Origin of the sequence: Bradyrhizobium lablabi (assembly GCF_001440475.1) — a bacterium.
Lineage (GTDB): Bacteria > Pseudomonadota > Alphaproteobacteria > Rhizobiales > Xanthobacteraceae > Bradyrhizobium > Bradyrhizobium lablabi.
On sequence record NZ_LLYB01000042.1, the window covers coordinates 1 to 26,474 of the forward strand.

Here is a 26,474-nt window from a genome sequence, read left to right on the forward strand (position 1 = left end):
CCATCGCCGGCACCGTCAGCATCACCCTCACCAGCGCTGGCCGCCGCCAAGAAGCCGCCGGCGCCGCCGAAACGGCCGTCCACCGCGGCGCCGGTCCAGCTCGCGCCGTCGGGTTCGGGGACTGCCGACAATGAGCAGTGATCTCCACAGGGAGTGATCTTTTCAAAGCGCACACGGGCCGCTACATCGGCGGGATCATGCCGCTTCATCTCATCAAGCTCGCCGTTGGCTGCGAGTCGGTCAAAGAACTCAAAGGGTGGGTTGCCGAACGCATGGCGACCGCCAAGAAAAAGGGCCTGCCGCTCCGTCACGTCCACGTCACGCGGATGACGCCGAAGCGCGATGGCGAGATCCTCGCCGGCGGCTCGCTGTACTGGGTCATCAAGGGCGAAATCGCCGCACGCGAAAAGATCATCGCCATCGAGCCGTTCCGCGACAAGGACGGCATCGGGCGGTGCCGCCTGGTGATGCAGCCCAAGGTGTTTGCGGTCTCGCCGCGGCCGATGCGCCCGTTCCAGGGCTGGCGCTATCTGACCGAGGATGCCGCACCCCCGGACCTCACCAAGTCCTCCGCCGCCAGCGTGGCCGCGATGCCGGAACCGATGCGGCGCGAATTGCGCGATCTGGGGCTGCTCTAGAGGCGGCTTGCTCGGGCCGCTTGCGAAAGCGCGCAGGGTCTACAGTGCCGCCGACGTGACGATGTGCAGCCTGATCCATTCGGACGGCGGCATTTCGGTCGGGCGCCGGGTTTGCGAATTCCGGTCGACGATGTCGAGCAACTCGGGATCGACGCCCATATCCTTGAGGTAATGCCGGAACTGATCGCCAAACAGGACGGTCAGCCCCTGACGCCGTTCTTCCGAGACATTGGGCGCGAGGCGATTGTGGATCGACATGCCGCTCAGGACCATGCGGGTACCTGCCGGCAAGGTCCGGTGCACGCCACCGGCCAGCGTCAGCACACAGGCGAGATCGCAGAGCGTGTCCGTCAACCTCACCCTGGCGTCGAGCGGTCCGCCCGGACGCTTGAGCGCGAAGCAATCGGCTTCGCTCTTTTCCTTGCAGGCCTCGACCTCCGTTGTTCCCGCCGTCGTGTCGATGCCGCGGTCGCGCAGGATGCGGCCGAGACTTGTCGCGACGTTGAGGTTGGATTCGCCCCAGGCATGGATGATGACGGGGAGCTTGCGGTCGGCCTGGCGGTCGAGGATCGCAATCAGCCGCTTGTGGGTGTCCCATTGAACGGTGCCTTCGGCGGCGATCCATTCCGAGCAGCCTGGTCCGCAGGCGCCGTCGGCACCGCGCGCGACATAGAAGATCATGGCATCGAGGGGTGAGCCGATTCCGCCGACCGCCGGGCGCCGCGGGTCCTGCGCCTGCGCAGGTCCGGCCACGATCACACCGATCAGGCCTCCGAAGATCGCAGCGCGCAGCGACATGGGCACACCTCGCAGGGCCGGCAAATCCCTTGCTGCGGGATATTCAAGCCGGTGATGGCCTCGCGCAAGGCGGCCCCGGCGGCTTACACGCCGATGTTATCGATCAGGCGTGTCGTGCCGAGTTTCGCGGCGACGAGAATCCGCACCGGTCCTTCCTTGACGGAGACAATCGGCGCCAGCGTTGCGGCGTGCCGGGCCTCGAAATAGTCCAGCGCGAAGCCGGCGGCGGTGATCAGGTCGCGCCCGGCCGCCATCGCAGCCTCGAAATCCTCGCCGGCCTTCAGCCGCTTGGCGCTTTCCTTCATGGCGCGATAGAGCGTCGGCGCGGTCTGCCGTTCCTCCGCCGACAGGTAGACGTTGCGCGAGGACATCGCGAGCCCGTCGCGCTCGCGCACGGTGCGCGAGCCGATCACCTTGACGCCGAGGTCGAGATCGGCGGCCATCTGGGTCACCACCCGTAATTGCTGAAAATCCTTCTCGCCGAAGATCGCGACGTCCGGCCGGCATTGGGTAAACAGCTTGCCGACCACGGTGGCGACGCCGCCGAAGAAATGCGGCCGGAAACGATCCTCGAGGCCCGCGGTAGCCGGTCCTTCCGGCACGATCCTGGTGGCGAAGCCCTCCGGGTACATCGCCTTGACGTCCGGATTCCAGATCAGGTCGACCTTCTCGGCGGTAAGCTTGGCGAGGTCGGCCTTCCAGGTACGCGGGTATGAGCCGAAATCCTCGGAAGGTGCGAACTGCGTCGGGTTGACGAAGATCGAGACCACGACTTTCTGGGCGCGTTGCCTGGCAGCCCGCACCAGCGACACATGCCCGTCATGGAGCGCACCCATGGTCGGCACCAGCGCGACGGCGGCCTTGCGGGCGCGCAACGCCTCGACGGCGCGGCGCAATGCGGGAACGGTACGGACGACGATGGGACTTCGCGACATCGGGCCTCGATCTCTTGCTGCTTGTGACGGGGTGCGGGGGGCTGGCGGCTCCACGCCGTTTGGCGGGCGCGCCGACCTTATAAGGCCAGAGCTTTGCCGCCAAGGTTACTCGGGCGTGGCACGGCTGCGGCAGTTCAACGCCAACGTCCGACGCGCGCCCGTCGGTTGAAAATTTCATGGGCTGATCGCGGCGCCGGAACGAAATCCGCACCATCGGGATTCATGATTAAGACACACCGCGAGCGAATTAAATGCGTCGTCACGCATTTCACTTGACGGGCAGTCGCGCGTGATTTGAAGATATCGTGCGGGGGTTGAGTCATGTTGCTTCAGGCGAGCCAAGGTCAGTTCGGGTCGGCGCATGTTGTCGTGCTCGGCAACGAGAAGGGCGGTTCCGGAAAATCCACCACCGCCCTGCACATCGCTGTCGCCCTGATGAAGGCCGGGCAACGCGTCGCCACCATCGACCTCGACTGCCGCCAGAAGAGTTTCACCCGCTACATCGCCAACCGGAGCGCGTGGGCGCGCCGCACCGGTCTCGATCTCGAAATCCCGGTGCATTATTGCATCAAGCTCGGCGAGACGATGCAGATCGCCGACAATGAAAACTCCGAGTTCCAGCAGTTCGCCGAGGCCGTCGGCACGGTCGAACGTGCCTTCGATTTCATCGTCATCGATACGCCGGGTTCGGACTCCTATCTGATGCGGCTGGCGCATTCGATGGCCGACACGCTGGTGACCCCGATCAACGACAGCTTCCTCGATTTCGACGTGCTCGGCACCGTCGATCCCGCGACCTATTCGGTGACCGGCGAAAGCCACTACGCCGAGATGGTCCGCGACGTCAGGCGCAAGCGCCGGCAACTCGACGGCGCCAGCACCGACTGGATCGTGGTGCGCAACCGCCTGTCGATGATCGGCTCCCGCAACAAGCAGCTCGTCGCCGACAGCCTGAAGGACCTCTCGATGCGGCTCGGCTTCCGTTCCATCGACGGGTTTGCCGAGCGGGTGGTCTACCGCGAATTCTTCCCGCGCGGACTGACGGCTCTCGACGACATCGACGAGGCCACGCTCGGCACCCGGCCCAGCATGGGCCATGTCACGGCGCGCGAGGAAGTGACCAGCCTGTTGCGCCAGCTCAAGCTGCCGCTCGACGAACGCGGCCGCCGCCGCGCCGCCAACCGCGCCGAATGGTTCACCCAGGTCGACAAGCCGCTCGAAGTCCACGACATCATTGGCGACATCCTGAGCGCCTGACCGCCATCGGCGGCCAGCCTGGGCTATCGCGGCTGGATCACCGTCATTTTGAACGGACCGCTGTTCGCGGCGGCATGCGCGACCGCCTCGTTGGCGCGGTCGAGGCCGAACGCGGAGACCTCGAAATGATCCAGATTGATCAGGCCTGAACGGATCAGGCCGGTCATCAGGATCGCCGCATGCGGCGGGTACATCCATTGCCCGCGCAGGGTGATGCAATTTCGCATCATCCAGGAGTAGGGCAGGTCGAGGCCGGCGCCGCCGACGCCGCCCATCAGCACCACCCGCCCGTAAGGCCGCACCGCCATGATCGCGGTCCGCACCTGCACGGCATTGGCCGCGGGCGGGAGGATGTCGAGGACGCAGTCGATCGGTCCGGGCGCCGCCTGCAGGATGCGCGCACGATCGTCAGCCTCCTGGCCGCGCATTGGCACGGTCCGGACCCTGGCGCCGAACCGCCGCGTCAGATCGGCCAGCGCCTGCTCGTTGCGCCCGGTCGCCACCACGCAACTTGCGCCCATCCCCAACGCCACGGCGACGGCGGCACTGCCAAAGCTGCCGGTGGCGCCGTTGACCAGCGCGATCTCTCCGGCCTGGAATTGCGCGGCAAGGAAGCCACCGTGGGGTACGAGCAGGGTGCCGAGCGCGCACCAGCGCGCGGCATCCTTTTCATCGATGTCGCCGATCGGAATCGCGTTTTCCGTCGGCACCCGCATCTGTTCGGCCCAGGCGCCGTCGTGGAAGTACCGTTGCAGGTGCAGCCCGCCCTCGCTGCCGGCAGTGAGCCCCTGCAGGGCAATGTCGGGCGACAGCGCATCGTCGCGCGAACGGACGGTCGGATCGCAATAGACCCAATCGCCGGGACGAAGACGGGTCGCATCGGGGCCGATGGTACGGACACGGCCGATCGCGCCGGGGCCGGGCACCATGGGCAATTCCATCAGGTACTTTCGTTCGCCGCTGAGGACCTCGTTGGCATAGGCCAGCACGCGGCTTGCCACGACGTCGACGATGACCTCGCCGGTGCCGAGCAGCGGGTCGGGGAGAGTTTCGATCGCAAGCGGCGATCCGAACGCATTCAGGACGGCAGCCTTCATGAGATGTCCTCTTTTCGTTGAAGGCGCATTCTCGCAGGCCTCCAAGTCCCAACAAGACCTGGTATTATCCTAGGATTGTGGAACCCTCCTCAAAGGCGGCGCATGGCGGAAACAGGTACAAATTCCAGGCAGAGCGAACTCGGTGACTTCCTGCGCTCGCGGCGGCAGAAGTTGACGCCAAAGGCAGTGGGCCTGGCCGGCGGTCGGCGGCGGCGCACGCCCGGCCTGCGGCGCGAGGAGGTGGCCGAACTCGCCGGCATCGGCGTCGACTGGTACATCCGTCTCGAGCAGGGAAGATCCGTCAGCCCTTCGGTTGCGACGATCGACGCGCTGGCGCGCGCGTTGCGGCTGACCAAGGCTGAGTACCGGCATCTGAAGGAGCTCACGCAAAATGCCGACCGGCGTGCCTTCGTCCGCGAGACCGTGCCCCCGGCGATCCGCCGCACGGTCGAGCAGCTCAACCTGCCGGCCTATGTCACCGGCAGGCGCTGGGACGTTCTCTTCTGGAATGCCGCGGCGGACGAAATCTTCGCGTTCAGCCGGCTCGCAGAGTCCGACCGCAACAGCCTGCTATCGGTGCTGACCAACCCCGCAACGCGGGGATTGTTCGGCGCGTCATGGGCGGACGAGGCCCAACGCATGGTCGCTCAGTTCCGGGCGACGCATGATCTGTGGGCCGGCGATCCCGCCTTTCGCGACCTGTTGTCGCGCCTGCGGGAAGGCTGTCCGGAATTTGCCGGCTGGTGGGAAGCCCATGACGTCAGCGGCGTCGCGGCAGGACAGAAATCCTTGATCCATCCCAAGAAGGGCCGGCTCAAGCTGGAGTATGCAAGCTTCCAGGCCAACGACGATCCGGCCCTCAAGCTCGTTATCTACACGACGGCCTAACCCCTCGCTCTTGCCGGTAGCTACGCACCGCGGAGGTAACGGGTTCCGTCCGAGGAACCAAACCTGCCTTTCCACGTTTTCACTAGACTTTTACCCAACCCTCGAACCAAAGCTTGATGGGAGGCAACGTAAGGAAAAGCGGGGTCAAATTTGTGGGAATTGAGCGGCTGCACAATGGATAGGTGCATCGCACAACGATCAGGCGCTCGGTACACAACATTTGGCCTTTATGTCACGCCATCGTGACATATATCATCAACAAGGGACCGAAAGAGTCTCAAACAGGGTTGGCCCTTAGCAGGGCGCGAGGACGAATATGAAACGTGGAATTCTCGTTCTGCTTTCACTCTCCGTGCTGTTCGCTGTCGCGTATTTCACCGCGAGCAAGTGGGCGATCCGGCATGAGACGATCGCATTCCACGATCCCGACCGCGACAACCGCCTGGTGGCGGTCAACATCGCCATTCGCCGCGACAAGGAACTGCAGGCCAATGCCGGCTTGATCAAACTGCCGGTGGCGATCCTCAATCACGGCAATACCGTCAAGCACACCGAGTATTCGTTCCTGTCGAACGTGTTCGCCTGGCGCGGCTATCTTGCGGTCAGCCCGCAGCACGATCTACCGACCGATCCGCCGATGGTGACCAAGGTCGGCGAACCCTATGTCGGCCGCCTTCCGCAGATTCAGCGCGGCGTGGCCAACATTCATTTCGCCATTCACGAAATGAAGAAGGTCCAGCCCAACGCCGACTATGAAAAGGTGACGATGGTCGGCCACTCCATGGGCGGCGACATCTCGATGTATTTCGCCAAGGAGTTTCCCGACGAGATCAAGAAGGTCGTGACGCTGGACAATCTGCGCGTGCCGTTCCTGACCGACGGCAAGTTCAAGATCCTGTCGTTCCGCTCCCAGGATACGCATTTCAAGGCGGACCCCGGCGTCGTGCCTGATGACGAACAGTGCGAGCAGGCCGGTATCACGGTGGTGAACACCGGCTTCCAGCATAACGACATGCGCGACACCGGGCCCGAAGCCGCCAAGTCTTCGATCGAGAAGATGCTCGACAAGTTCCTGGACGAGTCCGACAAGAGTGCCGCGTTGAAGCCCGTGCCGACCAAGGTGCCGGACATCCTCAGCAGCAGCCCCGGACCGGTGCCGCTCTCAACCCCGCTGGCCAGCAACCCGCCGCCCACGAACAAGCCGATTGCGAACTAGGCCGCCGCAAGCCGTCCTGCGATTCCGGCTGCGTCACCGCCCTGTGCATTGACCGGCCTCAGGCGCCGTCCCACATAGAGCTTGCTGCTTACTCGCGAGCGCTCATGGCCGGCGAACCGATCAAACCGAAATCGGCGGGCGAGGTTGCCTCGGCAAAGGCCGAGGCGCGCAAGGGCGGCCCGTTACCGGAGAAGCCATCGGCATCGGAAGATATCGCAGCCTTCGTGGCCAAGGCGCGCGCGATGTCGCCACACCGTGCGGGCGCCAGGGGAAGGCTGGTATTTGCGCTCGACGCCACCATGAGCCGGCAGCCAACATGGGACATGGCCTGCGCGCTGCAGGCCGACATGTTTCGCGAGGCGGCTTCGCTCGGCAGCCTCGATATCAGGCTGGTCTATTACCGCGGCTTCAACGAATGCCGCGCCACGGGATGGATCTCCGACTCCGCGCAATTGGCGAAGCTGATGAGCAAGATCGATTGCCAGGGCGGCAATACCCAGATCGGCAAGGTGCTCTCGGAGGCGCGGCGCGAGGCGGTGGCGTCCGCCGTGCGCGCGGTGGTGTTCGTAGGTGACGCCATGGAGGAGTCGGTCGACGATCTCTGCGCCAAGGCGGGCGAGCTCGGCCTGCTCAAGGTGCCCGTGTTCATGTTCCAGGAAGGCCACGACGCGACCGCCGAACAGGCGTTCCGCGAGATCGCGCGGCTCACCGGCGGGGCATGGTGCAAGTTCGATCCCGGCGCAGCGGCGCAATTGCGCGAGCTCCTGCGCGCCGCCGCGGCCTATGCCGCCGGCGGCCGCGAAGCGCTGCTGCGGCTGTCGAAAACCACCGGCGGCGCCGCCGCGCTGATCGGCCAGATCAAGTGATTACGACTTTGGTTGCCACGGCGCCGGGCGCATGCTTTTCAGCGCCGGTGCCGCTATATTAGAGCCATGCCAACCCTGATTGCCGGCGTTGTCGCCGTTGTCGTTCTGTATTTGCTGCTGCAGATGTTTCGTGCGGCGAACCCGGTCGTGCTCGCGCGCGTCATCAAGATCGCGGGCGGCGTGGTAGCGCTGGCGGTTGCAGCCTACACCGGTCTGCGTGGCGAACTGGCGGTTGCCATTCCGCTCGGCATCTTCGGCGCCGGGCTGCTCGGCTGGTCGCCGTTCGGCCCCGGTGGTTTCAGCAATATCGGCGGGATCTTCGGCGGCGGCGGGCAACGTTCGTCGGGACAGGCCTCGCGCGTCCGCTCGCAGTTCATCGAGATGACTCTCGATCACGACAGCGGTGAGTTGTCGGGGCAGATCGTGGACGGACCGAATGCCGGCCGCTCGCTCGGCGAGTTCGACTTGCCGCAGTTGATCGCAATGATGGCGGCGTTCGACGCCGAGAGCGTCGCCTTACTTGAAAGCTATCTTGACCGCCGGTTTCCCGCTTGGCGTCAGAACGCGCAGGGCGATACGGCAGGGGGGCAGCGCCGCGCGCCGGCGAGCGGAAAAATGACGGACGAGGAAGCCTATCAGATCCTTGGCCTGCAGCCGGGGGCGGGGCGTGACGACATCAGCCGGGCGCACCGCACCCTTATGAAGAAACTGCATCCCGATCAGGGGGGCTCGACGTACCTCGCTGCCCGCGTAAACGAGGCCAAGGATACTCTTCTTCGCACGCATCTCTAGCTAACTCCGGCTCACGCCACCGACGCTACAAACCGAGAGTTGCCTGCCTGCCATTCTCTGACTGACGCCCCACATCGCCCGCCGTTGTCCGGCGTGGTCGATCGTTCCTTGCAGGGAAACTTAACCGTAAATTCTTGACGAGAAGTTTTCGCGGAAGGTGTCGGGCCTAATCGTGTGAGAGCCCGCGTGACTGTGCTGCGAAAACAACAAAGCCGGCGCTTGCGGCGCCGGCTTTGCCAACTTCAATGAAGCGCCCCGTTCAGTTGCGAACGGTCATGCAGGAAATGTCGGCGCGCTTGAGGGCCTTGCACACGGCCTCGGCCTGATCACGGTCGAGACCAGCGAAGCGGGCGCGGTAGAGCGTGCGGTTGTCCTTGGAGACGGTCGTTTCGGTAAAGGGGTCAGCCTTGCTGAGCAGGGCGCTCGCCTTGGTGCGGGCGAGATCGATCCGCTGCTTGGCTTCGCTTTCGCTGTCGAGTGCGCCGACCTGGACGATCCAGCCGGTGCGGACCACTGCGGGCGCGGCCGGCTTGACGGCGTCGTTCTGTTGCACGGCCTGCTGCGGCTTCGCACCCGGCGCCGGATCGGCATAGGCCATCGTCTGCGCGTGCGGGGCTGACGAGGGGGCTTGCGTCAGGCTGGAAGCGGGCAGCACGCCGAGCACGCCGTTACCGGTGCCGTGCCCGGCCGGCTGCTGCGGCATGGCTGCCCTGAGGGCTTCCCTGGCGGCTTCGGCTTTGGCCTCGGCGGCGTTTGCGACAACGGCGCTGGAGGTCTCGGCGACTTCGGGGCGGGCCGGGATGGCGTTGGTGACCGGAGACGTCGCAGGCTGCGAGGGGCCGGCGGATGCCAGCTTCATCGGTCCGGCCTTGACCTGAACGGTCTTGACCTTGACCGGCTTCATCGGTTCGGCCGAACCGGGGATCGCCGATATCTGCTGGGTCTGGATCACGCCGCTGGTCAACGGTGCGGGCTCGGGCCTGGCTTGCTGCTCGAATTTGTTCGCTTCGGCCTTGGCGGCCGGCGGAGGCAGGGCCGCGGCGGCGGCCGCCATCAGCGACGGCTTGGCCGGCGCGATCGAGCGGGTCACCGGCATGGCTGCGAGCTCGGCGCCGGCGGGCTGAGCCGCTTCGGCCGGACGCGAGGTGATATCTGCCTCGGCTACGTCGACGGTGCCGTCGGCGGGATTGCGCTCGCTGATCGCGGCGACGGTACGCTTTGTCGCGCCTTTCTCCAGGTTCTCGGCCAGCAGATTGCGCATCGTGGCGTCGCGCGAGCCGCCGCTGCGGCCGCCCAGCACCACGCCGATCAGGTGGCGGTTGCCACGGCGCATCGAGCTGACGAGGTTGAAGCCGGAGGCGCGGGTGTAGCCGGTCTTGATGCCGTCGACGCCCTCGACATTGCCGAGCAGGCGATTGTGGTTGCGGATCGACTGACCGCGATAATTGAACACGGTGGTCGCGAAGTAGCGGTAGTAGCGCGGGAAGCGATCCTGGATGGCGCGGCCGAGGGTGGCCTGATCGCGCGCGGTGGTCAATTGCTCGTCGTTGGGCAGGCCTGAGGCGTTGCGATAGGTGGTCTTGCTCATGCCGAGCGCGCGCGCCTTGCGCGTCATCAGCTTGGCGAATTCGTCCTCATCGCCGGCAATGGCCTCCGCGATCACGACCGCAGCGTCGTTGGCGGAACGCGTCACGAGGCCCTTGATGGCGTCTTCGACCTTCAGCGTCTGGCCGGGTTTCAGGCCGAGCTTGGTAGGAGCCTGGTCGGAGGCGTGCTCGGACACGTCCATTTCGGTGTCGAGCTTCATCTTGCCGGATTCCAGGCGCTCGAACAGCAGATAGAGCGTCATGATCTTGGTCAGCGAGGCCGGGCGCCGGATACCGTCGGGATTGTTGGAGGAGAGCACCGCACCGGAATTGCCGTCGACGATGATCGAGGAGAATTGCGGGCTGTAGCTTTCCCGCACGACGTGGTGGTGACGGCGGTGCTTGTAGCGGCGCGCTTCGGCGCTCTCGCTCGAGATCAGTATTGCTGTCGTGAAGGTAATGAGCCCGAGGGCGCACACGCGCAAAGCGCGCGAGGAAGCCAAGGTTGTACGAAGCATTTACTTCCCCGTCCCAATTTCTGTCTTGATCACCGGCTCGTGAGGCGAAATTGTGCCCAACAACCGCTGACGCTCCCCCGTTCGAAGTACCGATCCGGCCGTTACGTGCGGCTGGCGCGGTCGATCAGGTCGCTGTTCTAGCTAAGATGCTGTTCGCAAACAGCTTTCAGGCTGTTTGTCGGAAGACGAACAAGTCCAGGAATCAGGTTAGGCCGGGCGGGTTTCCAAAAGATTAATTAAGCGTTGCGTGTGACCCCGGGATTTTCCTCCAATCTGCCGTATTTGTGCGACGCACAATAGTCCTTGACTTTATTGTGCAGTGCACATATATGGAAAGTGTCAGGGAGCCGGGCCTCCCGGCAATCGGTTTGCACCTGCAGTCTGGGAAAGGACTCCATGATGGTCAAGGTTGAAGACATTCAGAACTACGGCAAAGAGCATCTCGAATCGGTTGCCGCTTCCGCGAGCAACCTGCAGAGCGGCGTTCAGGCGATCGCGACTGCCTATGGCGACTACGCCAAGAAGTCGTTCGAAGACACCAAGTCGTTCGTCGAAAAGCTTTCCGGCGTGAAGTCGCTGGACAAGGCGCTCGAAGCGCAGACCGAGTACGCGCGCTCGTCCTACGAGACCTTCGTCGCGGAAACGCAGAAGATCGCGGGCCTCTACACCGATCTCGCCAAGCAGACCTTCAAGCCCTACGAAGGCCTGGTCGCCAAGTTCAACCCGGCTTCGCACTAATCCGTTCGCGACTTCGCGCTTCGACAACAAAAAAGCCCGGCCGTTTCGGCCGGGCTTTTTCTTGGCTGGGCTTTTCTTGGCAGAGCCGTCGCGGCCTATCGATAGACGCGCAGCTTCGACAGCGAGGTCCCGATCGCGGTGAAAGCCTGTGCGATCTGGCTCGAGGACGTCACGGTAGAGAACTTGTCGTCGCCGCTGGCGCAATACTTGAGAATGGCGGAGGTCGGATCGTTTCTGGTGTTGACGTGCATCGTGTAGATGGTGATGCCCTGGGCCTTGATGTTGTCGCACTGGATCTTCTGACGGGCGTCGATGGCGCCGTTGAACTGTTGCTGGCCGTTGCCGTGTGCGGGCCAGCGATCTTGCGTGTTCAGACCGTCGGACATCACGATCAGCACCTTCTTGTAGGTGTAGTTGGAATCTTCCGCCGGTGCATTGAGCGGCGCACCCTGGGTAAGGGATTGCCATCCCCAGGCGATGCCGATCGTCTGGTTGGTGCCGCCGTTCGGGGTAAGCGTGTCGACTTTGGCCTTCAGGGCGGTGAAATCATAGGTAAGCCCCATCAGTTGCGCCGGGCATGCGTTGTACTGCTCGGCGTAAAACTGGGTTGACGGAAGCGACGTGTTGTTGTTCGGCGTGGTGTTCGTCTTGTCGTAGTCCTCGTCGCGGTCCGTCACGCAACCGTTCCAGGTATTGTGGTTCCTGGGCGTCCAGGTCCGCCAGTTGCTGGCCAGACAGGTGCTTTTCGTCGTGTAGTTGGTATTGCTGCAGGTACCGTTTACCGCCTCCCAGTCGGTCCAATTGATCCAGCTTTGGTTGTAGTTGCTGGCCCCGACATTGACGTCCTTGGCGAATGGAATGAGGGAGATGTAGACATCGCCGGTGTTCTTCGCGAGGGCGGCGATCTGGTCGATCAGGGCCTTGGCGGCCGGCTGCATCGCAGTCATCTTGCCGTCGTCGTCCATCGACCCGGTCACGTCGAGCGCCAGCGCGACCCGCATCCTGACGTTGCCCCAGACCGAGGTGGAACTGGTCTTGAAGTCCATGGTTGGAAAGCCCACGACCCGCATGAAACCGGTGTCTATGGAGCCCGAGCCGTTGACCAGGATGGTCGATCCGTTGCCGGTATTCTGCGTATAGGTCGCGTTGATCGAGATCGATTTGGCTTCATTGTTGGTGTAAAGCGCCCTGAAATATGCATCTGCCTTCGTCGCGATTTGCGAGGTCGTAATGGTGCCCTCGGTCAGGTCCTTACCCAGCATCAGGGCGGTCGAGTCGAGCGCGGCCTGCATCGAGGAGCGGGCGCTGTTGGCGCGGGTGTAGTCGACCGCCGCGCCGACGAAGCTGATGATCGGGATGACCGCGATCCCGAACAGGATCGCGATGTTGCCGTCCTTGGCGCCGGCGAACCGGCGTGCAGCCGTGCGAATGCGACGGATTACGACTGTATTGAGCATGGCCTCACCGCAAATGTGGTTTCTACCGGACATTTCCGCCCGAGCCGCTGAACAGCCGGTAAACCGGTTCCGCAAAAAATGGGTCAAAGCCCGTGCACTGGTGGAAGCGGCCTCCAATACAGCCCGGTATCGTCAACGGCGGCTAAACGGCCCACTACTGTCCTTTGTCAAATTCGGCAGAAACGATTAACCTTGGTCCGGATAGTCGAGCCGGGAATCGGGCCGGTCGCGGGTCGCGCCAGGGCAGCGTCGCTGCGCTTGCGGTGATCCGGCGGCGGACCCATATTCCAGATGCCGATCCGGTCAACGGATCGGACCGGGAGCGGCGATCTGGAAAACTGCGTTGCTGGGTACGAGGCGGTGGCTCATGCCAGAGCCGATCGCGAGCGAGCCGGGATGCGCTTTTTGGTCACCCCTGTGGAATTTCGAACGCCCTGAGCCATGTTGCAGTCAACCTTCACAGTTTGTTCGTCCGTGCCGGCAACGTCGTCCGCTTCTGCGCCCCGAATGGGCAATGACGAGAACCGCAACGCCGGAACCAACGGGCCGTCGACGTCGGTCATCACCAAGGTCAAGCCGAAGACCAAGCGTCCGAACCTCTATCGCGTCCTCATTCTGAACGACGACTACACGCCGATGGAGTTCGTCGTTCACGTGCTGGAGAAGTTCTTCCAGAAGGACGCCGAGGCGGCCACCAAGATCATGCTTCATGTCCATCACCACGGGATCGGTGAGTGCGGCGTGTTCACCTACGAGATTGCCGAGACCAAAGTGACGCAGGTCATGGATTTTGCGCGCAAGCATCAGCATCCCCTGCAATGCGTGATGGAAAAGAAATAGCCGCGCGCGGCTCCCGACCCGGTTGAACAAAGGAACGGGTCTTGCATTGTCTGGTGCTGACGGAAGCCAAGGTTCTGTGCTTGCCGTTTTCCCGGTAGCTTTTCGGGGGAGGGGTGCAGCCGAGGCGCGCAAATTTAGAGGAAAACCACGTTTCCGGAACCGGTCTTTCGCCACGATCGTGCGTAACTATATGACAGGGGAAGACAAAGGTTGTTGTTGCCTGACCGGGTAATGGCGATCATGATGACCGGGGGCCATAGAGGACGCGAATGCCAACTTTTTCCCAAAGCCTTGAACAATCCCTGCATCGTGCGCTGGCGATTGCGAACGAGCGTCATCATCAATACGCGACGCTCGAACATCTTCTGCTGTCGCTGATCGATGACTCGGATGCGGCCGCGGTGATGCGTGCCTGCAGCGTCGATCTCGACAAGCTGCGCACGAGCCTCGTCAATTATCTCGAGACCGAATTCGAAAACCTGGTGACTGATGGCGCCGACGACGCCAAGCCGACCGCGGGCTTCCAGCGCGTGATCCAGCGCGCCGTAATTCACGTCCAGTCGTCCGGTCGCGAGGAAGTGACCGGCGCAAATGTGCTGATCGCGATCTTCGCGGAGCGCGAAAGCCACGCCGCCTATTTCCTGCAGGAGCAGGACATGACGCGGTATGACGCGGTCAACTATATCAGCCACGGCATAGCCAAGCGGCCGGGCGTCTCCGAAGCGCGCCCCGTTCGCGGCGTCGACGAGGAGACCGAGACCAAGGGCAACGAGGACGCCAAGAAGAAGGGCGAGGCGCTCGAAACCTATTGCGTCAACCTCAACAAGAAGGCGCGCGACGGCAAGATCGATCCGGTGATCGGACGCAATTCCGAGATCAACCGTGCGATCCAGGTGCTGTGCCGCCGCCAGAAGAACAACCCGCTGTTCGTCGGCGAAGCCGGCGTCGGCAAGACCGCGATCGCGGAAGGACTGGCCAAGCGCATCGTCGATTCCGAAGTGCCGGAAGTGCTGGCGGCCGCCACCGTGTTCTCGCTCGACATGGGCACGCTGCTCGCCGGCACCCGCTACCGCGGCGATTTCGAGGAACGCTTGAAGCAGGTGCTGAAGGAACTGGAGGCGCATCCGAACGCCATCCTGTTCATCGATGAAATCCACACCGTGATCGGCGCCGGCGCCACCTCCGGCGGCGCGATGGATGCGTCCAACCTGCTCAAGCCGGCGCTGGCTTCGGGCACGATCCGCTGCATGGGTTCGACGACCTACAAGGAATACCGTCAGCATTTCGAGAAGGACCGCGCGCTGGTGCGGCGCTTCCAGAAGATCGACGTCAACGAGCCGACGGTGGAAGACGCGATTGCGATCCTCAAGGGCCTGAAGCCCTATTTCGAGGACTACCACCGGCTGAAGTACACCAACGAGGCGATCGAGGCGGCGGTGCAATTGTCGTCGCGCTACATCCACGACCGCAAGCTGCCGGACAAGGCGATCGACGTGATCGACGAGTCAGGCGCGGCGCAGATGCTGGTCGCCGAGAACCGGCGCAAGAAGACCATCGGCATCAAGGAAATCGAGACCACGATCGCGACCATGGCGCGGATTCCGCCCAAGAGCGTGTCGAAGGACGATGCCGAGGTGCTCAAGCACCTCGAGCAGACCTTGAAGCGCGTGGTGTTCGGCCAGGACAAGGCGATCGAGTCGCTGTCGGCCTCGATCAAGCTGGCGCGTGCCGGCTTGCGCGAGCCGGAGAAGCCGATCGGCTCCTACCTGTTCTCCGGCCCCACCGGCGTTGGCAAGACCGAAGTCGCAAAACAGCTCGCGGCCTCGCTCGGCGTCGAGCTGCTGCGCTTCGACATGTCCGAATATATGGAGCGGCACACGGTGTCGCGCCTGATCGGCGCGCCTCCCGGCTATGTCGGCTTCGATCAGGGCGGCCTGCTGACCGATGGCGTGGACCAGCATCCGCATTGCGTGGTGCTGCTCGACGAAATCGAGAAGGCGCATCCGGATCTCTACAACGTGCTGTTGCAGATCATGGATCACGGCCGCTTGACCGACCACAACGGCAAGCAGGTCAACTTCCGCAACGTGATCCTGATCATGACCACGAATGCGGGCGCTGCTGATCTCGCGCGCCAGGCCTTCGGCTTCACGCGCAACAAGCGGGAAGGCGACGACCACGAGGCGATCAACCGCCAGTTCGCGCCGGAGTTCCGCAACCGGCTGGACGCGATCGTCTCGTTCGCCCACCTCAATGCCGACGTCATCGGCATGGTGGTCGAGAAGTTCGTGCTGCAGCTCGAGGCGCAGCTCGCCGATCGCGACGTCACCATCGAGCTGTCGGAGCCTGCCAAGGCCTGGCTGATCGAGCATGGCTATGACGAGCAGATGGGTGCGCGGCCGATGGCCCGCGTGATCCAGGAGCACATCAAGAAGCCGCTGGCGGACGAGGTGCTGTTCGGTCAGCTCAAGGGCGGCGGCCATGTCCGCGTCGTGCTAGTCAAGGACGCCGAGGACAAGGACAAGATCGGCTTCGAGTTCGTCGAGGGACCGGTCACGCCGAAGCCGGAAAAGCTGCCGGTGGCGCGCAAGCGCAAGCCGAAGCCCGGCGGTCCGAACGGCGGAGGCGGCGGCTCCAAGGGGCCGGCCTCGAAGGGCCCGCTGGTAAAGGCGTAAGCGGCCTCACATCTGAAACAAGGAGCCGGCGCGTCGCAGGACGGCCGGCTTTTTGATGCCTAGCTTCCCGGCCAAACCACCGCCTGGGCGGCCACGACATATTCGCCGTTGAATGTCAGGGAAGGCGAGCCGTACAGCGCGTATCCGAGTTCAATGGCTTCGGAAACGCGCCGGCAGAACGCGGCGTCGTCCTTGCCGGTCAGGAGGCGATAGACGGGCAGGCCGTCTGGCGGTTTTGGAGACATGTTACCTCCAACAAGACCGTGATGGGTTGCGGCACTATAGGTTGTCTATTGTGGTGCGTAAGGCCCCCGGCCAGCCTTCAGCGTTGGCCGAGCAGTTCGTCGATCTGGCGCTGGAGCTGCCGCTTCTTGATCTCGCTTTTGCGCAGCCGCTCCTCGATATCGGAAACCGGCTCGGCCGGGCTTTCCGCGCGGAATGCGACGCCGACGAAATTGTCGCGCCACCAGATCACCTTGGCGAGGAAGGAGCGGCCCTTGCGCGCGATGCGCAGCGAGAGCTGCTCCCTCGGCAACTGGACGTCATTGCTGAACTCGATGGTCGCACCGCGGTCGGAGATGTTGCGGACGATGCATTCGCGCGTCGCGCCGCGTTCGCCGATCTCGGCGACGCCGCCATACATCACTTTATCGCGCACGCTCTCGCGTCGATCCTGCATTGAAAATCTCCCAGCAAACAGGGAGAGTTTTACCCCGCTTTGCTCCCCGTAGAAGTCCGCCCGGCGCAAAATGCGGCATTAACGTAAATTAACGGCGGTTCCGAAAGCAGGGATTTCCGAGCAATTGCAGTGCAAAAAGGCCTAGGACGGCACTGGAACGGCGGATCCAGCTGCAAGCCATGATCGTTTGACTTAACGTTTTCCCGCAATGCGTTTCACCGGATTGCGAACTGCCATGCCAAGAGGTCGGTTTCTTCGCGCCCTATGGTGCGCGGTGTCGCCCACGGTGTTGCTCCTGGCCTCGCTTGCGAGTGCCATCGCCGAGGATGCGGGTGAGGCCACCCGGTCGAGCGCGACCGCGATCCGGAAGGCGGACGCGCCGGCGCGCGAAAGCGAGGCGCGTGAGGCGATGTGCCTGATGATCGAATCGGCGGCGCGGGAGTCGAACCTGCCGCTGGAATTTTTCGCACGCGTGATCTGGCAGGAGAGCCGCTTTCAGCCGGGTGCGGTAGGGCCGGTGACGCGCAGCGGCGAGCGCGCGCAGGGCATTGCGCAGTTCATGCCGGGCACCGCGAACGAGCGCGGTCTGCTCGATCCCTTCAATCCGGTGCAGGCGCTGCCGAAGTCGGCGGAGTTCCTCGCCGAGCTGCGCGAGCAGTTCGGCAATCTCGGGCTCGCGGCTGCCGCCTACAATGCCGGTCCGCGCCGGGTGCAGGAGTGGCTTGCCGGCACCGGGCCGATGCCGCAGGAGACACGCAGCTACGTGCTCGCCATTACCGGCTCCACGGTGGAGGATTGGGCAAGAGCGGGAAAGGGCGGCAAACAGCCCGAGCGCATCCCGGCATCGAGCTGCCGCGAATTGATGGCGCTCCTGAAGCAGGCGCCCAATCCCTTCGTTGCCGGGCTGGAGGAGCGCGTGAAGCTCGCCGCCGCGAAGCAATGGGGCGTGCAACTCGCCGCCGGCTTTTCCCGCGACAAGGCGCTCGCGATGTATGGGCGCGCGGTCTCGCGCCTTTCGAGCGTGATCGGCAATCGCGACCCCTCCATCCTCACCTCGCGCCTGCGCAGCCGCGGCCCGGCCACGTTCTACCAGGTGCGATTCGGCGCCGACACACGCGGCGAGGCCGACGGCCTCTGCAACAGCATCCGCAAGGCGGGCGGTGCGTGTTTTGTGCTGCGGAATAGAGGCGTGCCGGGGTGAAAAGGATCGTAGCCCGGATGGAGCGCAGCGCAAATCCGGGAAAAGCAATCCCGGATTGTCATCTGTTAAACTGAGCTACTTGCTTACTCTCTCCAAGACTCGCGAATGACAGCGCTTGAGCTCCTTGCTGGATAGGTTGAGGCATCGAATGTCCCGATTGCACTGGATCGAGATGCCAGGTCGGCTCGCCATCATGGCACGTCCTCGCGCGGATGATTGGTTGGAGGTGGACATCACTGGATGGAAGGCTTCGGGCGTCGACCTCGTCGTAAGTCTTCTCGAACAGGAGGAGGTCTCTGAACTTGGATTGCAGCGGGAAGCCGAGCTGTGCCGGGCGAGCGGAATCGAGTTCATCTCTTTTCCGATTCCGGATCGTGGCGTGCCGGACGTCCAGAAAGCGTTGGATAGCGCCCGTTCGATGGCGGACAGTATTGCCAGCGGTCGTTCGATCGCGGTTCACTGCCGGGCAGGGATTGGCCGATCGTCCATTGTCGCCGCTTGCGCAATGATCTGTTCGGGTATTGAGGCCGAGGAAGCGCTTGCGTTGATCAGAGCGGCCCGCGGCGTGATCGTGCCGGACACCGAGGAGCAGCGTGACTGGGTTGTCGCCTTTGACAAAGCCAGCCGCGCGTCACCGCTGCGGATTGCATAGCCGCCCTGAGCCTCGCTTGCTTGACGCGGGCTGCTTTCGCCAGCCCTATGCCCAGCGAAACTCAACCCCATCCGGTCACTCGTGGCACTACCTCCGCTCGACTCCCTCCAATGGAAAAGCCCGCTGCGCGCGTTCGCGTGGGGCATGAGCTCGGTCGCATCCACCGTGCTGACGCTGGTGCTGTTCGCGACCTATCTCGGCATCGGCGCGCTGGCCCATGACAGCGGTTTCAGCCTGGCTTGGGTGCTCGGCAGCACGCTGCTGGTCTGGGCGGGGCCGGCGCAGATCATCCTGATATCGACGCTCGGCTCCGGCGCGACCGCGGTGCAGGCGGCGATCGCGGTCACCGTCAGCGCCATCAGGCTGTTTCCGATGGTGGTGTCGGTCTTGCCGCTGATGAAGACGCCCAAGACCAGGCGCCGTCACCTCGTGCTGGCGACGCATTTCATCGCCGTCACGCTGTGGGTCGAATGCTACCGGCTGTTGCCGAAAGTGCCGCGCGAGCGGCGCATTGCGTTCACGCATGGGCTCGGCTGCGGGCTCGTTACCGTCTGCATGGTCGCGACCACGCTCGGCTATGGTCTGGCTGCAAGGCTGCCGCCGCTGTTCGGCGCGGCGATCCTGCTGCTGACGCCGCTGGCGTTCTTGCTGTCGACGGCGCGCAATTGCCGGCAGATATCGGACGTGCTGGCGCTAGCGCTCGGGCTCGCGCTGTTTCCGCTGATATCGATGTTGCATACCGGCGTCGATATTCTCATCAGCGGCATCGCGGCCGGCACCATCGCCTACGGCGCTCACTGGTGGCGGGAGAGGGCGCGCGCATGAGCGAGTTTCTCGGCAGCCCGCACGCGCTGTTGATCCTGGTGCTCGCCGGCTTCCTGCCCAACGAGATCTGGCGGATGGCGGGGCTGTGGTTCGGCGCCGGCGTCGACGAGGGTTCGGAAGTTCTGGTGTGGGTGAGGGCGGTGGCCACCGCCATCCTCGCCGGCGTCATCGCGCAGATCCTGGTGCAGCCGCCGGGCGTGCTGGCTGATGTGCCGGACTGGCTGCGCTACGGCGCGGTTGCCGCCGGCTTTGCGATGTTCATGCTGACGTGGCGCTCGATCTTTGCCGGCGTGGTCGCGGGCGAGATCGTCCTCGTAGCCGGGAAATGGTGGCTCGGTTGATTGCAGGCAGCCGATAATCCGTTACTCTCCGGCGTATAAGAAACGCCGAGGAAACAAAAATGAACTGGCTGAAACTGCCGGCGCTGGCCTGCGCGCTGATCTTCGCCATGCCGCTGGCCCATGCAGCGGAATATCCGGTCCGCCCGATCAAGCTGATCGTACCCTATGCGGCGGGCGGCCCGACCGACGTGCTCGGACGCATGGTCGGCGAATATCTGGCACGCGATCTGAAGCAGGCGGTGGTGGTCGAGAACAAGGCCGGCGCCCAAGGCGCGATCGGCGCGGAAGCCGCTGCGCGCTCCGAGCCTGACGGCTACACGCTGTTCTTCACGGCGGCGTCGATTTTCGTGCTCAACCCGCTGCTCTACAAGAAGCTGCCCTATGACCCGGTGAAGGACTTCCGCCTGCTCACGCTGGTCACGGATCTACCTGTGGTGATGGAGGTGCATCCTTCCGTGCCCGCCAAGACGGTTGCGGAGTTCGTCGCCTATGCCAGGCAGAACCCGGGAAAGCTCAATTTCGGTTCGGCCGGAACCGGCGGTACGATTCATCTGGCCGGCGAGATGTTCAAGCAGATGGCCGGCGTCGACATGGTTCATGTCGCCTACAAGGGCGCAGGTCCGGCGCTGACTGACCTGCTGTCCGGCAACATCCAGTTGATGTTCGATACGCTCGGCACCGCGTTGCCGCCCGTGAAGGGCGGGTTGCTGCGGCCGCTGGCGGTGAGTTCCGCGCAACGCATCCCTGAATTGCCTGATGTGCCGACCATGGCCGAGAGCGGCTATCCGGATTATGGCGTCAGCGTCTGGTATGGCGTCTCCGCGCCGGCCAGACTGCCCGACGATGTCGCGCAAAAACTCACTGCCAGTTTGAACAAGGCGCTGAACGATGACACGTTCCGTGCCTCGCTCGACAAGGTCGGCTTCCCGCCGCTGCGGCCCAAAAGCCAGGCCGAGATCGATAAATTCGTCGCGACCGATCGCGCGCGATGGGCAAGTGTGATAAAGGCGCTCAACATTTCACTGGACTAGGTAATGGCTCAGAAGACCGACCTCCGCGAGGGCGAAGTTACCGTCGACATGCCGCAGGCCAAGGATGCCGGGCTGGTGTTCATCGGTCGCATTCGCACGCCCTGGAAGTCTCGGCTGGACACGCCGCGGCAGGGCCGCCACGACGGCCCGGTCTGCCGGCTCGAGATTTTCGAACCCTGGGTGCCCGCGATCAAGGGCGTCGAGTTCTACGAAAATCTCGAGGTGATCTACTGGCTGCACCAGTCGCGCCGCGATCTGGTGCTGCAGAGCCCGAAGAACAACCAGAAAACCCGCGGCACCTTCTCGCTGCGCTCGCCGGTGCGGCCCAATCCGATCGGCACCTCGATCGTGAAGTTCGTTGGCGTCGAGGGTAACACGATCCTGGTGCGCGGCCTCGACTGCCTCGACGAGACGCCGCTGCTCGACGTCAAGCCCGACCGCTGCGAGTTCTCGCCACTGGCGGCGCAGAAGAGCGGGGATGCGGAGTGGGAGTGATTCTCTTACCCGGCGCGTGAGAGCTCCAGCATGAAAGAGTTGGTAGATCTCGGCTGCGATTGCGCGGTTGAGGGCGAATGGAGTTTCGGCGTGGCAAGAAAAGTGTTTCAAGACTTCGCCCATGTCTTGTGCCAGCGCTTTATTGAAGTGCCATCAAACAAGGACCTCGTAAACTTGGTTCTCCTTGGCGGTGGGACACTTGCGTTGGATATCGTGATGCGCAAGGCGACCTGTAATCGCTGTCACATAGAGCCGTTGCCATATGCTGCGGATGCGCGGGGCTGGCTTGATTCACAAATGACAAAACAGAATATTCCAATTGAAGAACTCGTGGGTGCGACGCTTGTCGTCGAATATGACGTGAGTCTTAGCCGTAAGCCGGAGAATCCGGTTCTGCCAATGGCGAAATTTCACTTTGCTTGCACCGGCTCGATCTCGTCACCGGATCGCGTGTACACATCTGTTTTGACGGAGAAGCTGTGGGCATTGCATACGGTTTCGTAAGCGCACCGACGAAGCAATCCATCCTTTCTTTTCGCCGTGAGATGGATTGCTTCGCGGAGCCTGTCATCGGGCGCGCATTCGCGCGACCCNCCCCGCAATGACGGGCTGAGACTGTCCGTTTTACCCCAGCGCCGCCATCAGCTTCGTCGCATTGTCCTCCAAAACCTTGACATCTTCCTTGCGGCTTGCTGGCGGCAACAGCGCGACGCCGTCATGGCGCGGCATCACGTGCATGTGCAGGTGGAATACGACCTGTCCGCCGGCGGGCTCGTTGAATTGCTGCACGGTGATGCCGTCGGCCTTGAAGGCCTTCATCGCGGCGGCGGCGATCTTGTGGGCGGCACGCGCGACGTGGGCGTAGTCGTCGGGGGTGATGTCGAGGATGTTGCGGGCAGGGGACTTCGGGATGACAAGCGTATGGCCCGGCGACCTCGGCATGATGTCGAGGAACGCCAGCACGTGGTCGTCCTCATAGACCTTGTGGCAGGGAAACTCGCCGCGCAGGATTTTTGCAAAGGGGTTGTTGGTGTCATAGGCGGGCATGGTTTTTCCCTCGAGGTTTGATTTCAATTTCACGTCTCTACAGCGTTTTCGAGCGAAGTGGATACCGGTTCGCGTAAAGAAAACGCGTCAAAACAAATAAACGAGAGCCCGGTAGAACCGGGCTCTCGCCGAACAGGTCAAGCCTCGTCAGCGGCCTTGCGGAACGGGCCGGCTTCCGTCAGCTCGCGCCCGACCTCGGCCACATAGGCGCGCTCGCGCTTCAAATAATCGGCGATCGCGCGGCGTAAATCGGGGTCGGCGATGAAATGTGCGGAATAGGTGGTTTGCGGCAGGTAGCCGCGCGCCAGCTTGTGCTCACCCTGCGCGCCGGCTTCGACGATTTTCAGGCCGCGCTCGATCGCAAAATCGATCGCCTGATAGTAGCAGACTTCGAAATGCAGGAACGGGTGATGCTCGATCGCGCCCCAGTTGCGGCCGAACAGCGTGTCGGAGCCGACAAAGTTGATCGCGCCTGCAATCCAGCGGCCGTTGCGCTTGGCCATCACCAGCATCACGTCGCGGCTCATGCTCTCGCCGATCAGCGAGAAGAATTTGCGGGTCAGGTAAGGCCGGCCCCATTTGCGCGAGCCGGTCTCCATGTAGAACGCGAAGAACGCGTCCCAGGCTTCTTCGGTGATATCGGCTCCAGTCAGCCGGTGGATGGTGATCCCGGCGGCCACCGCTTCGCGGCGCTCGCGCTTGATCGACTTGCGGTGGCGTGAGTTCAGCGAATTCAGGAAATCATCGAAGGTGCCATAGCCTTCATTGTGCCAGTGAAACTGCTGGTCGTTTCGCTGCAGGAAACCGTGCGCGCCGAGCAATTTCGCTTCCGCCTCGCGGGCAAAGGTCACATGCACGGAGGAGGCGCCGGTCGCGTTGCACAGCGCCATCAGCCCGCGCGCCAGCGCTGAGCCGATCAGCTCACGATCGACACCGTCGCGGATCAATAGCCGCGGGCCGGTTGCGGGCGTGAACGGCACCGAGACCTGCAGTTTCGGGTAATAGCGTCCGCCCGCACGCTCATAAGCATCGGCCCAGCCGCGGTCGAAGACATATTCGCCTTGCGAGTGATTTTTCAGATAGCAGGGCACAACGCCGACGATCTCGCCGTCGAGCCGCGCCAAAAGATGGCGCGGGCCCCAGCCGGTGCGGGCGCAGGCCGAGCCCGAGGCTTCGGCGGCGGCGAAAAACGCATGGGAAACGAAGGGGTTATAGGTCGGCTTTGAAATAGCGCAGGAGCCGTCCCGCGACGCCAGCGTGTCGAGATTTTCGAGGCTGTTCGGATCGCCCGCCGGATTGGCGCAGGCGTCCCATTCCGCAGCCTTGATGTCGCTGACGGAGGGGACGGCTTCGAGGGTGATTTCGGATGATGCCATCTAGAAAATCGGACCGGTCCCATGATGCGATCAGCCATCGCCCATGGTGACCACCCCAAAGATCGTGCATTGCAACGACGACTTCAAGGCCGCATGGCGCGGATCAGGTTCCCGGGTGAAACCCTTCAAAAATCATCTGATCGGCGTAACGCGCGGCCCGTTGGCGCTGTTCGGGCGTGCGCACCGTCCAGGAGAGCAGCGGCAGCCCAAAAATGTTGCGGGCGATCCACGGCGCCGCCGCAGGCAGCTCGTTGACCCAGTAGGCGACGAAATCCGGCCGGCTCCAAAAGGCGTGGCGCAGATGCGTCATGCCGCGACGCTGTTCCACTGATGCTTCCGGCCACTCCTCGGCGGTATATTCGCGTTCGGCCACGATGCCGCGGGCGCGGGTAGGGATCAGTTCGCGCAGCGCCAGCACCTGGTCCGGGTCGAAGGACATGCCGACCGCGGGGCCGTCATAGGCGGCGAGCACCTCGGCCATCCGCTTCACCAGCCGGCGGTCGCCGTCGAAATGGCTTTTCACCTCGATCACCAGCGGCACGCGCCCGGCGACGAGCGCGCAGAGATCGCCGAGCGTCATCATCCGCTCTGGCGTATCCTTGAACTTCACCGCCTTGAGTTCGGCCGCGGTCTTGCCCAGCAGCGCGCCGGAACCCTCGGTGAGGCGGCCGAGCGCGTTATCATGATGCACCATCGCTTCGCCGTCGGACGAAAGCTGGATGTCGCATTCGATGGCGAAATTACCGTCGACGGCGGCCTGCGCGGCCGCCGGCATGTTCTCGACGATGCCGCGCGCGATATCATGCAGGCCGCGATGAGCGACCGGCCGCGCCGTCAGCCAGTCCGGGGCACGCACGAGAGAGCGCTCCGCTCAGGACACTTCGAAGATGGCGTCGACCTCGACGGCGGCGTCCGAGGGCAGCGAAGCGACGCCGACGGTGGTGCGGGCGTGGCGGCCCTTATCGCCGAAGGCGGTGACCATCAGGTCGGAGGCGCCGTTGAGCACCTTGGGCCCGTCGAGGAAATCGGGCGTGGAATTGATGAAGCCGCCGAGCCTGACGACGCGGACCACCTTGTCGAGATCGCCGAGCGCGGCCTTGACCTGGGCCAGCAGGTTGACGCCACAGCCTTGGGCGGCGGCATATCCCTGCTCGATGGTGACACCGGCGCCGAGCTTGCCCTTGGCGATCAGCTTGCCTTCCGCATCGGCGCAGACCTGGCCGGAGACGAACAGCAGGTTGCCTGAGCGCACGAAGCCGACATAGTTCGCCATGGGGGTGCGGGGTTCGTTCAGGACGATACCTTGTGCCGCCAGCTTCTGTTCGACCGTACCCGCCATGTTTTTGTGTCCCCGCTTGATGTGACTGTGCCTGACTTCTATCAGGCGCGCATTGTTTCGCGCATCGCGCTTCTAGTTGCAAGCGACCGCAGCTCGGCGTCCTCTGGCGTGACCGAGCGCGGATCCTGCCCGAAAACATCGAAAAACGGGGCGGTTCGGCCGCCAATTCTTGCGTTTTCGTGACGCCGCCCTAGTTGCGACGCAATGGACCCATCACTAATGTAACCGAATCTCCCCTCGAGGAAAAAGTGGACATGGCTAGCTCGTTCCCGATTCCGGTTCGTGCGTTGGTGTTCTCGGTTGCCGCGACCCTGGTATCCGGCTTTTCAAACGGACCGGCGCAGGCAGGCGCAAGCGGGCCATTTCTCTCCCATCAGGCGCTGTATGAACTGAAGCTGGTCAAGTCGCGCGGGACCAATGCGATCTCGGGCGCGCGCGGACGCATTCTGTACAATTTCTCGGGCAGCGCCTGCGAGGGCTATACTTCCGAATTCCGCCAGGTGTCGGAACTCGACAGCGGCGAGGGCAAGCTGACGCTGAGCGATCTGCGCTCGCATTCCTGGGAGGACGCCGGCGGCAAGAGCTATCGCTTCAAGATCGATACCCGGATGAACGATGCCGACTCCGCGCCGATCGACGGCATGGCGGAGCGGGTCGGCGATCGCATCAAGGTCAAGCTGAAACAGCCGGTTGCGAAGACATTCGAGCTCGACGGCAAGGTGGTGTTTCCGACCGAGCAGATCCAGCACATCATCGCGGCCGCCCGCGAGGGCAAGTCGGTGCTGGAGCTGATGGTCTATGACGGCTCCGACAATGGCGAGAAGGTCTACAATACGCTGTCGGTGATCGGGCAGCCGATCCCGGGCACCCGCAGCATCGCGACGCCCGATCCCGCGACCGCCAACGACCAGATGAAGGCACTAACCCGCTGGCCGGTGACCGTCAGCTATTACGACCGCGACGCCAAGGCCAAGGAAGGCGAGCAGACGCCGGTTTATGCGATGTCGTTTGAGCTGTTCGAGAACGGCGTCTCCCGCGCGCTGGTGCTCGACTACAATGATTTCGTGATTGCGGGAGCGATGGGCAAGTTTGACGTCAGGGATTCAAAGCCGTGCAAGTGACGTCCAAGTGACGTCACCGTCGTACTGGTCCGCGTCGGGAGACTGCGCGCGGGTGTCTCAAACCCT

General features: G+C 63.5%; 28 protein-coding genes. 17 read left to right on the forward strand and 11 right to left on the reverse strand.

The window, feature by feature from the left end; all coding sequences use genetic code 11:
- Positions 1-197: 197 nt before the first annotated feature.
- Positions 198-638, forward strand: a complete 441-nt coding sequence (locus tag CQ14_RS04520) for a DUF1489 family protein (RefSeq protein WP_057856784.1) — start codon at positions 198-200, stop codon at positions 636-638.
- Between the two features lie 39 nt (positions 639-677).
- Here CQ14_RS04520 and CQ14_RS04525 read toward each other — a convergent pair whose 3' ends face one another.
- Both CQ14_RS04525 and panC read right to left on the reverse strand, forming a co-directional pair.
- A complete protein-coding gene (locus CQ14_RS04525; RefSeq protein WP_199805438.1) occupies positions 678-1,436 on the reverse strand; it encodes a hypothetical protein in 759 nt (252 codons plus the stop codon).
- Between the two features lie 83 nt (positions 1,437-1,519).
- The gene (gene panC, locus CQ14_RS04530) at positions 1,520-2,371 is read right to left on the reverse strand and encodes a pantoate--beta-alanine ligase (RefSeq protein ID WP_057856738.1); all 852 of its coding nucleotides are present in this window, start codon (positions 2,369-2,371) and stop codon (positions 1,520-1,522) included.
- A gap of 321 nt (positions 2,372-2,692) precedes the next feature.
- Between panC and CQ14_RS04535 the strand changes: the two genes are divergently transcribed.
- Positions 2,693-3,628 (forward strand): division plane positioning ATPase MipZ, encoded by a 936-nt coding sequence (locus tag CQ14_RS04535; protein ID WP_057856739.1) that lies wholly within the window; start codon positions 2,693-2,695, stop codon positions 3,626-3,628.
- A 23-nt stretch (positions 3,629-3,651) separates the two neighbouring features.
- On the opposite strand, the gene CQ14_RS04540 is transcribed toward CQ14_RS04535, so the two are convergent.
- Positions 3,652-4,725: a zinc-binding dehydrogenase gene (locus tag CQ14_RS04540; RefSeq protein ID WP_057856740.1), complete on the reverse strand. Its 1,074-nt coding sequence runs from the start codon at positions 4,723-4,725 to the stop codon at positions 3,652-3,654.
- 102 nt (positions 4,726-4,827) lie between these two features.
- Between CQ14_RS04540 and CQ14_RS04545 the strand changes: the two genes are divergently transcribed.
- The 4 genes from CQ14_RS04545 (at position 4,828) to CQ14_RS04560 (ending at position 8,487) form a co-directional block, all read left to right on the forward strand.
- Positions 4,828-5,613: a helix-turn-helix transcriptional regulator gene (locus CQ14_RS04545; protein ID WP_057856741.1), complete on the forward strand. Its 786-nt coding sequence runs from the start codon at positions 4,828-4,830 to the stop codon at positions 5,611-5,613.
- A gap of 316 nt (positions 5,614-5,929) precedes the next feature.
- Entirely contained in the window at positions 5,930-6,829 is a 900-nt protein-coding gene (locus CQ14_RS04550) for an alpha/beta fold hydrolase (protein ID WP_057856742.1), read from the forward strand.
- Positions 6,830-6,933: 104 nt separating this feature from the next.
- Complete coding sequence (locus tag CQ14_RS04555; RefSeq protein ID WP_057856743.1) at positions 6,934-7,695, forward strand: hypothetical protein; 762 nt, start codon at positions 6,934-6,936, stop codon at positions 7,693-7,695.
- A gap of 66 nt (positions 7,696-7,761) precedes the next feature.
- Positions 7,762-8,487, forward strand: a complete 726-nt coding sequence (locus tag CQ14_RS04560) for a DnaJ domain-containing protein (protein WP_057856744.1) — start codon at positions 7,762-7,764, stop codon at positions 8,485-8,487.
- 259 nt (positions 8,488-8,746) lie between these two features.
- Here the strand turns inward: CQ14_RS04560 and CQ14_RS04565 are convergent, their stop codons facing one another.
- Positions 8,747-10,591 carry a D-alanyl-D-alanine carboxypeptidase gene (locus CQ14_RS04565; RefSeq protein ID WP_057856745.1) on the reverse strand — a complete coding sequence of 615 codons (1,845 nt, stop codon included), beginning with the start codon at positions 10,589-10,591 and terminating at the stop codon, positions 8,747-8,749.
- A 399-nt stretch (positions 10,592-10,990) separates the two neighbouring features.
- Between CQ14_RS04565 and CQ14_RS04570 the strand changes: the two genes are divergently transcribed.
- Positions 10,991-11,329: a phasin family protein gene (locus CQ14_RS04570; RefSeq protein ID WP_057856786.1), complete on the forward strand. Its 339-nt coding sequence runs from the start codon at positions 10,991-10,993 to the stop codon at positions 11,327-11,329.
- A gap of 95 nt (positions 11,330-11,424) precedes the next feature.
- On the opposite strand, the gene CQ14_RS04575 is transcribed toward CQ14_RS04570, so the two are convergent.
- Positions 11,425-12,786 (reverse strand): TadE/TadG family type IV pilus assembly protein, encoded by a 1,362-nt coding sequence (locus CQ14_RS04575; RefSeq protein ID WP_057856746.1) that lies wholly within the window; start codon positions 12,784-12,786, stop codon positions 11,425-11,427.
- 507 nt (positions 12,787-13,293) lie between these two features.
- Here CQ14_RS04575 and clpS point away from each other — a divergent pair.
- Both clpS and clpA read left to right on the forward strand, forming a co-directional pair.
- Positions 13,294-13,626: an ATP-dependent Clp protease adapter ClpS gene (gene clpS / locus CQ14_RS04580; RefSeq protein ID WP_057856747.1), complete on the forward strand. Its 333-nt coding sequence runs from the start codon at positions 13,294-13,296 to the stop codon at positions 13,624-13,626.
- Between the two features lie 269 nt (positions 13,627-13,895).
- A complete protein-coding gene (clpA, locus tag CQ14_RS04585; RefSeq protein WP_057856748.1) occupies positions 13,896-16,301 on the forward strand; it encodes an ATP-dependent Clp protease ATP-binding subunit ClpA in 2,406 nt (801 codons plus the stop codon).
- Between the two features lie 59 nt (positions 16,302-16,360).
- Here the strand turns inward: clpA and CQ14_RS04590 are convergent, their stop codons facing one another.
- Together CQ14_RS04590 and CQ14_RS04595 are read right to left on the reverse strand one after the other, a co-directional pair.
- A complete protein-coding gene (locus tag CQ14_RS04590) occupies positions 16,361-16,546 on the reverse strand; it encodes a DUF1737 domain-containing protein (protein WP_057856749.1) in 186 nt (61 codons plus the stop codon).
- Between the two features lie 77 nt (positions 16,547-16,623).
- Positions 16,624-16,980, reverse strand: coding sequence for a PilZ domain-containing protein (locus tag CQ14_RS04595; protein ID WP_057840941.1), 357 nt, complete (start codon positions 16,978-16,980; stop codon positions 16,624-16,626).
- Between the two features lie 235 nt (positions 16,981-17,215).
- On the opposite strand from CQ14_RS04595, the gene CQ14_RS04600 reads away from it, so the two are divergent.
- The 7 genes from CQ14_RS04600 (at position 17,216) to CQ14_RS04630 (ending at position 22,029) form a co-directional block, all read left to right on the forward strand.
- Complete coding sequence (locus tag CQ14_RS04600; protein ID WP_057856750.1) at positions 17,216-18,181, forward strand: lytic transglycosylase domain-containing protein; 966 nt, start codon at positions 17,216-17,218, stop codon at positions 18,179-18,181.
- Between the two features lie 148 nt (positions 18,182-18,329).
- Positions 18,330-18,833 carry a protein-tyrosine phosphatase family protein gene (locus tag CQ14_RS04605; protein ID WP_057856751.1) on the forward strand — a complete coding sequence of 168 codons (504 nt, stop codon included), beginning with the start codon at positions 18,330-18,332 and terminating at the stop codon, positions 18,831-18,833.
- A gap of 81 nt (positions 18,834-18,914) precedes the next feature.
- Positions 18,915-19,658: an AzlC family ABC transporter permease gene (locus CQ14_RS04610; RefSeq protein WP_057856752.1), complete on the forward strand. Its 744-nt coding sequence runs from the start codon at positions 18,915-18,917 to the stop codon at positions 19,656-19,658.
- Positions 19,655-19,999 (forward strand): AzlD domain-containing protein, encoded by a 345-nt coding sequence (locus CQ14_RS04615; protein WP_057856787.1) that lies wholly within the window; start codon positions 19,655-19,657, stop codon positions 19,997-19,999. The genes CQ14_RS04610 and CQ14_RS04615 overlap by 4 nt, the downstream gene beginning before the upstream one ends.
- A 59-nt stretch (positions 20,000-20,058) precedes the next feature.
- A complete protein-coding gene (locus tag CQ14_RS04620; protein ID WP_063800298.1) occupies positions 20,059-21,030 on the forward strand; it encodes a Bug family tripartite tricarboxylate transporter substrate binding protein in 972 nt (323 codons plus the stop codon).
- A gap of 3 nt (positions 21,031-21,033) precedes the next feature.
- Complete coding sequence (tsaA, locus tag CQ14_RS04625; RefSeq protein WP_057856753.1) at positions 21,034-21,525, forward strand: tRNA (N6-threonylcarbamoyladenosine(37)-N6)-methyltransferase TrmO; 492 nt, start codon at positions 21,034-21,036, stop codon at positions 21,523-21,525.
- Positions 21,526-21,555: 30 nt separating this feature from the next.
- Positions 21,556-22,029, forward strand: coding sequence for a hypothetical protein (locus CQ14_RS04630; protein WP_057856754.1), 474 nt, complete (start codon positions 21,556-21,558; stop codon positions 22,027-22,029).
- 120 nt (positions 22,030-22,149) lie between these two features.
- On the opposite strand, the gene CQ14_RS04635 is transcribed toward CQ14_RS04630, so the two are convergent.
- The 4 genes from CQ14_RS04635 to CQ14_RS04650 form a co-directional block, all read right to left on the reverse strand.
- Positions 22,150-22,572, reverse strand: coding sequence for an HIT domain-containing protein (locus tag CQ14_RS04635; protein ID WP_057856755.1), 423 nt, complete (start codon positions 22,570-22,572; stop codon positions 22,150-22,152).
- Between the two features lie 137 nt (positions 22,573-22,709).
- Positions 22,710-23,948, reverse strand: coding sequence for a GNAT family N-acetyltransferase (locus tag CQ14_RS04640; RefSeq protein ID WP_057856756.1), 1,239 nt, complete (start codon positions 23,946-23,948; stop codon positions 22,710-22,712).
- A gap of 103 nt (positions 23,949-24,051) precedes the next feature.
- Entirely contained in the window at positions 24,052-24,804 is a 753-nt protein-coding gene (locus tag CQ14_RS04645; protein WP_057856757.1) for a glycerophosphodiester phosphodiesterase family protein, read from the reverse strand.
- A 15-nt stretch (positions 24,805-24,819) separates the two neighbouring features.
- The gene (locus CQ14_RS04650) at positions 24,820-25,287 is read right to left on the reverse strand and encodes a RidA family protein (RefSeq protein ID WP_057856758.1); all 468 of its coding nucleotides are present in this window, start codon (positions 25,285-25,287) and stop codon (positions 24,820-24,822) included.
- A gap of 254 nt (positions 25,288-25,541) precedes the next feature.
- Between CQ14_RS04650 and CQ14_RS04655 the strand changes: the two genes are divergently transcribed.
- The gene (locus CQ14_RS04655; RefSeq protein ID WP_057856759.1) at positions 25,542-26,408 is read left to right on the forward strand and encodes a cell envelope integrity EipB family protein; all 867 of its coding nucleotides are present in this window, start codon (positions 25,542-25,544) and stop codon (positions 26,406-26,408) included.
- The last annotated feature ends 66 nt before the right edge of the window (positions 26,409-26,474 follow it).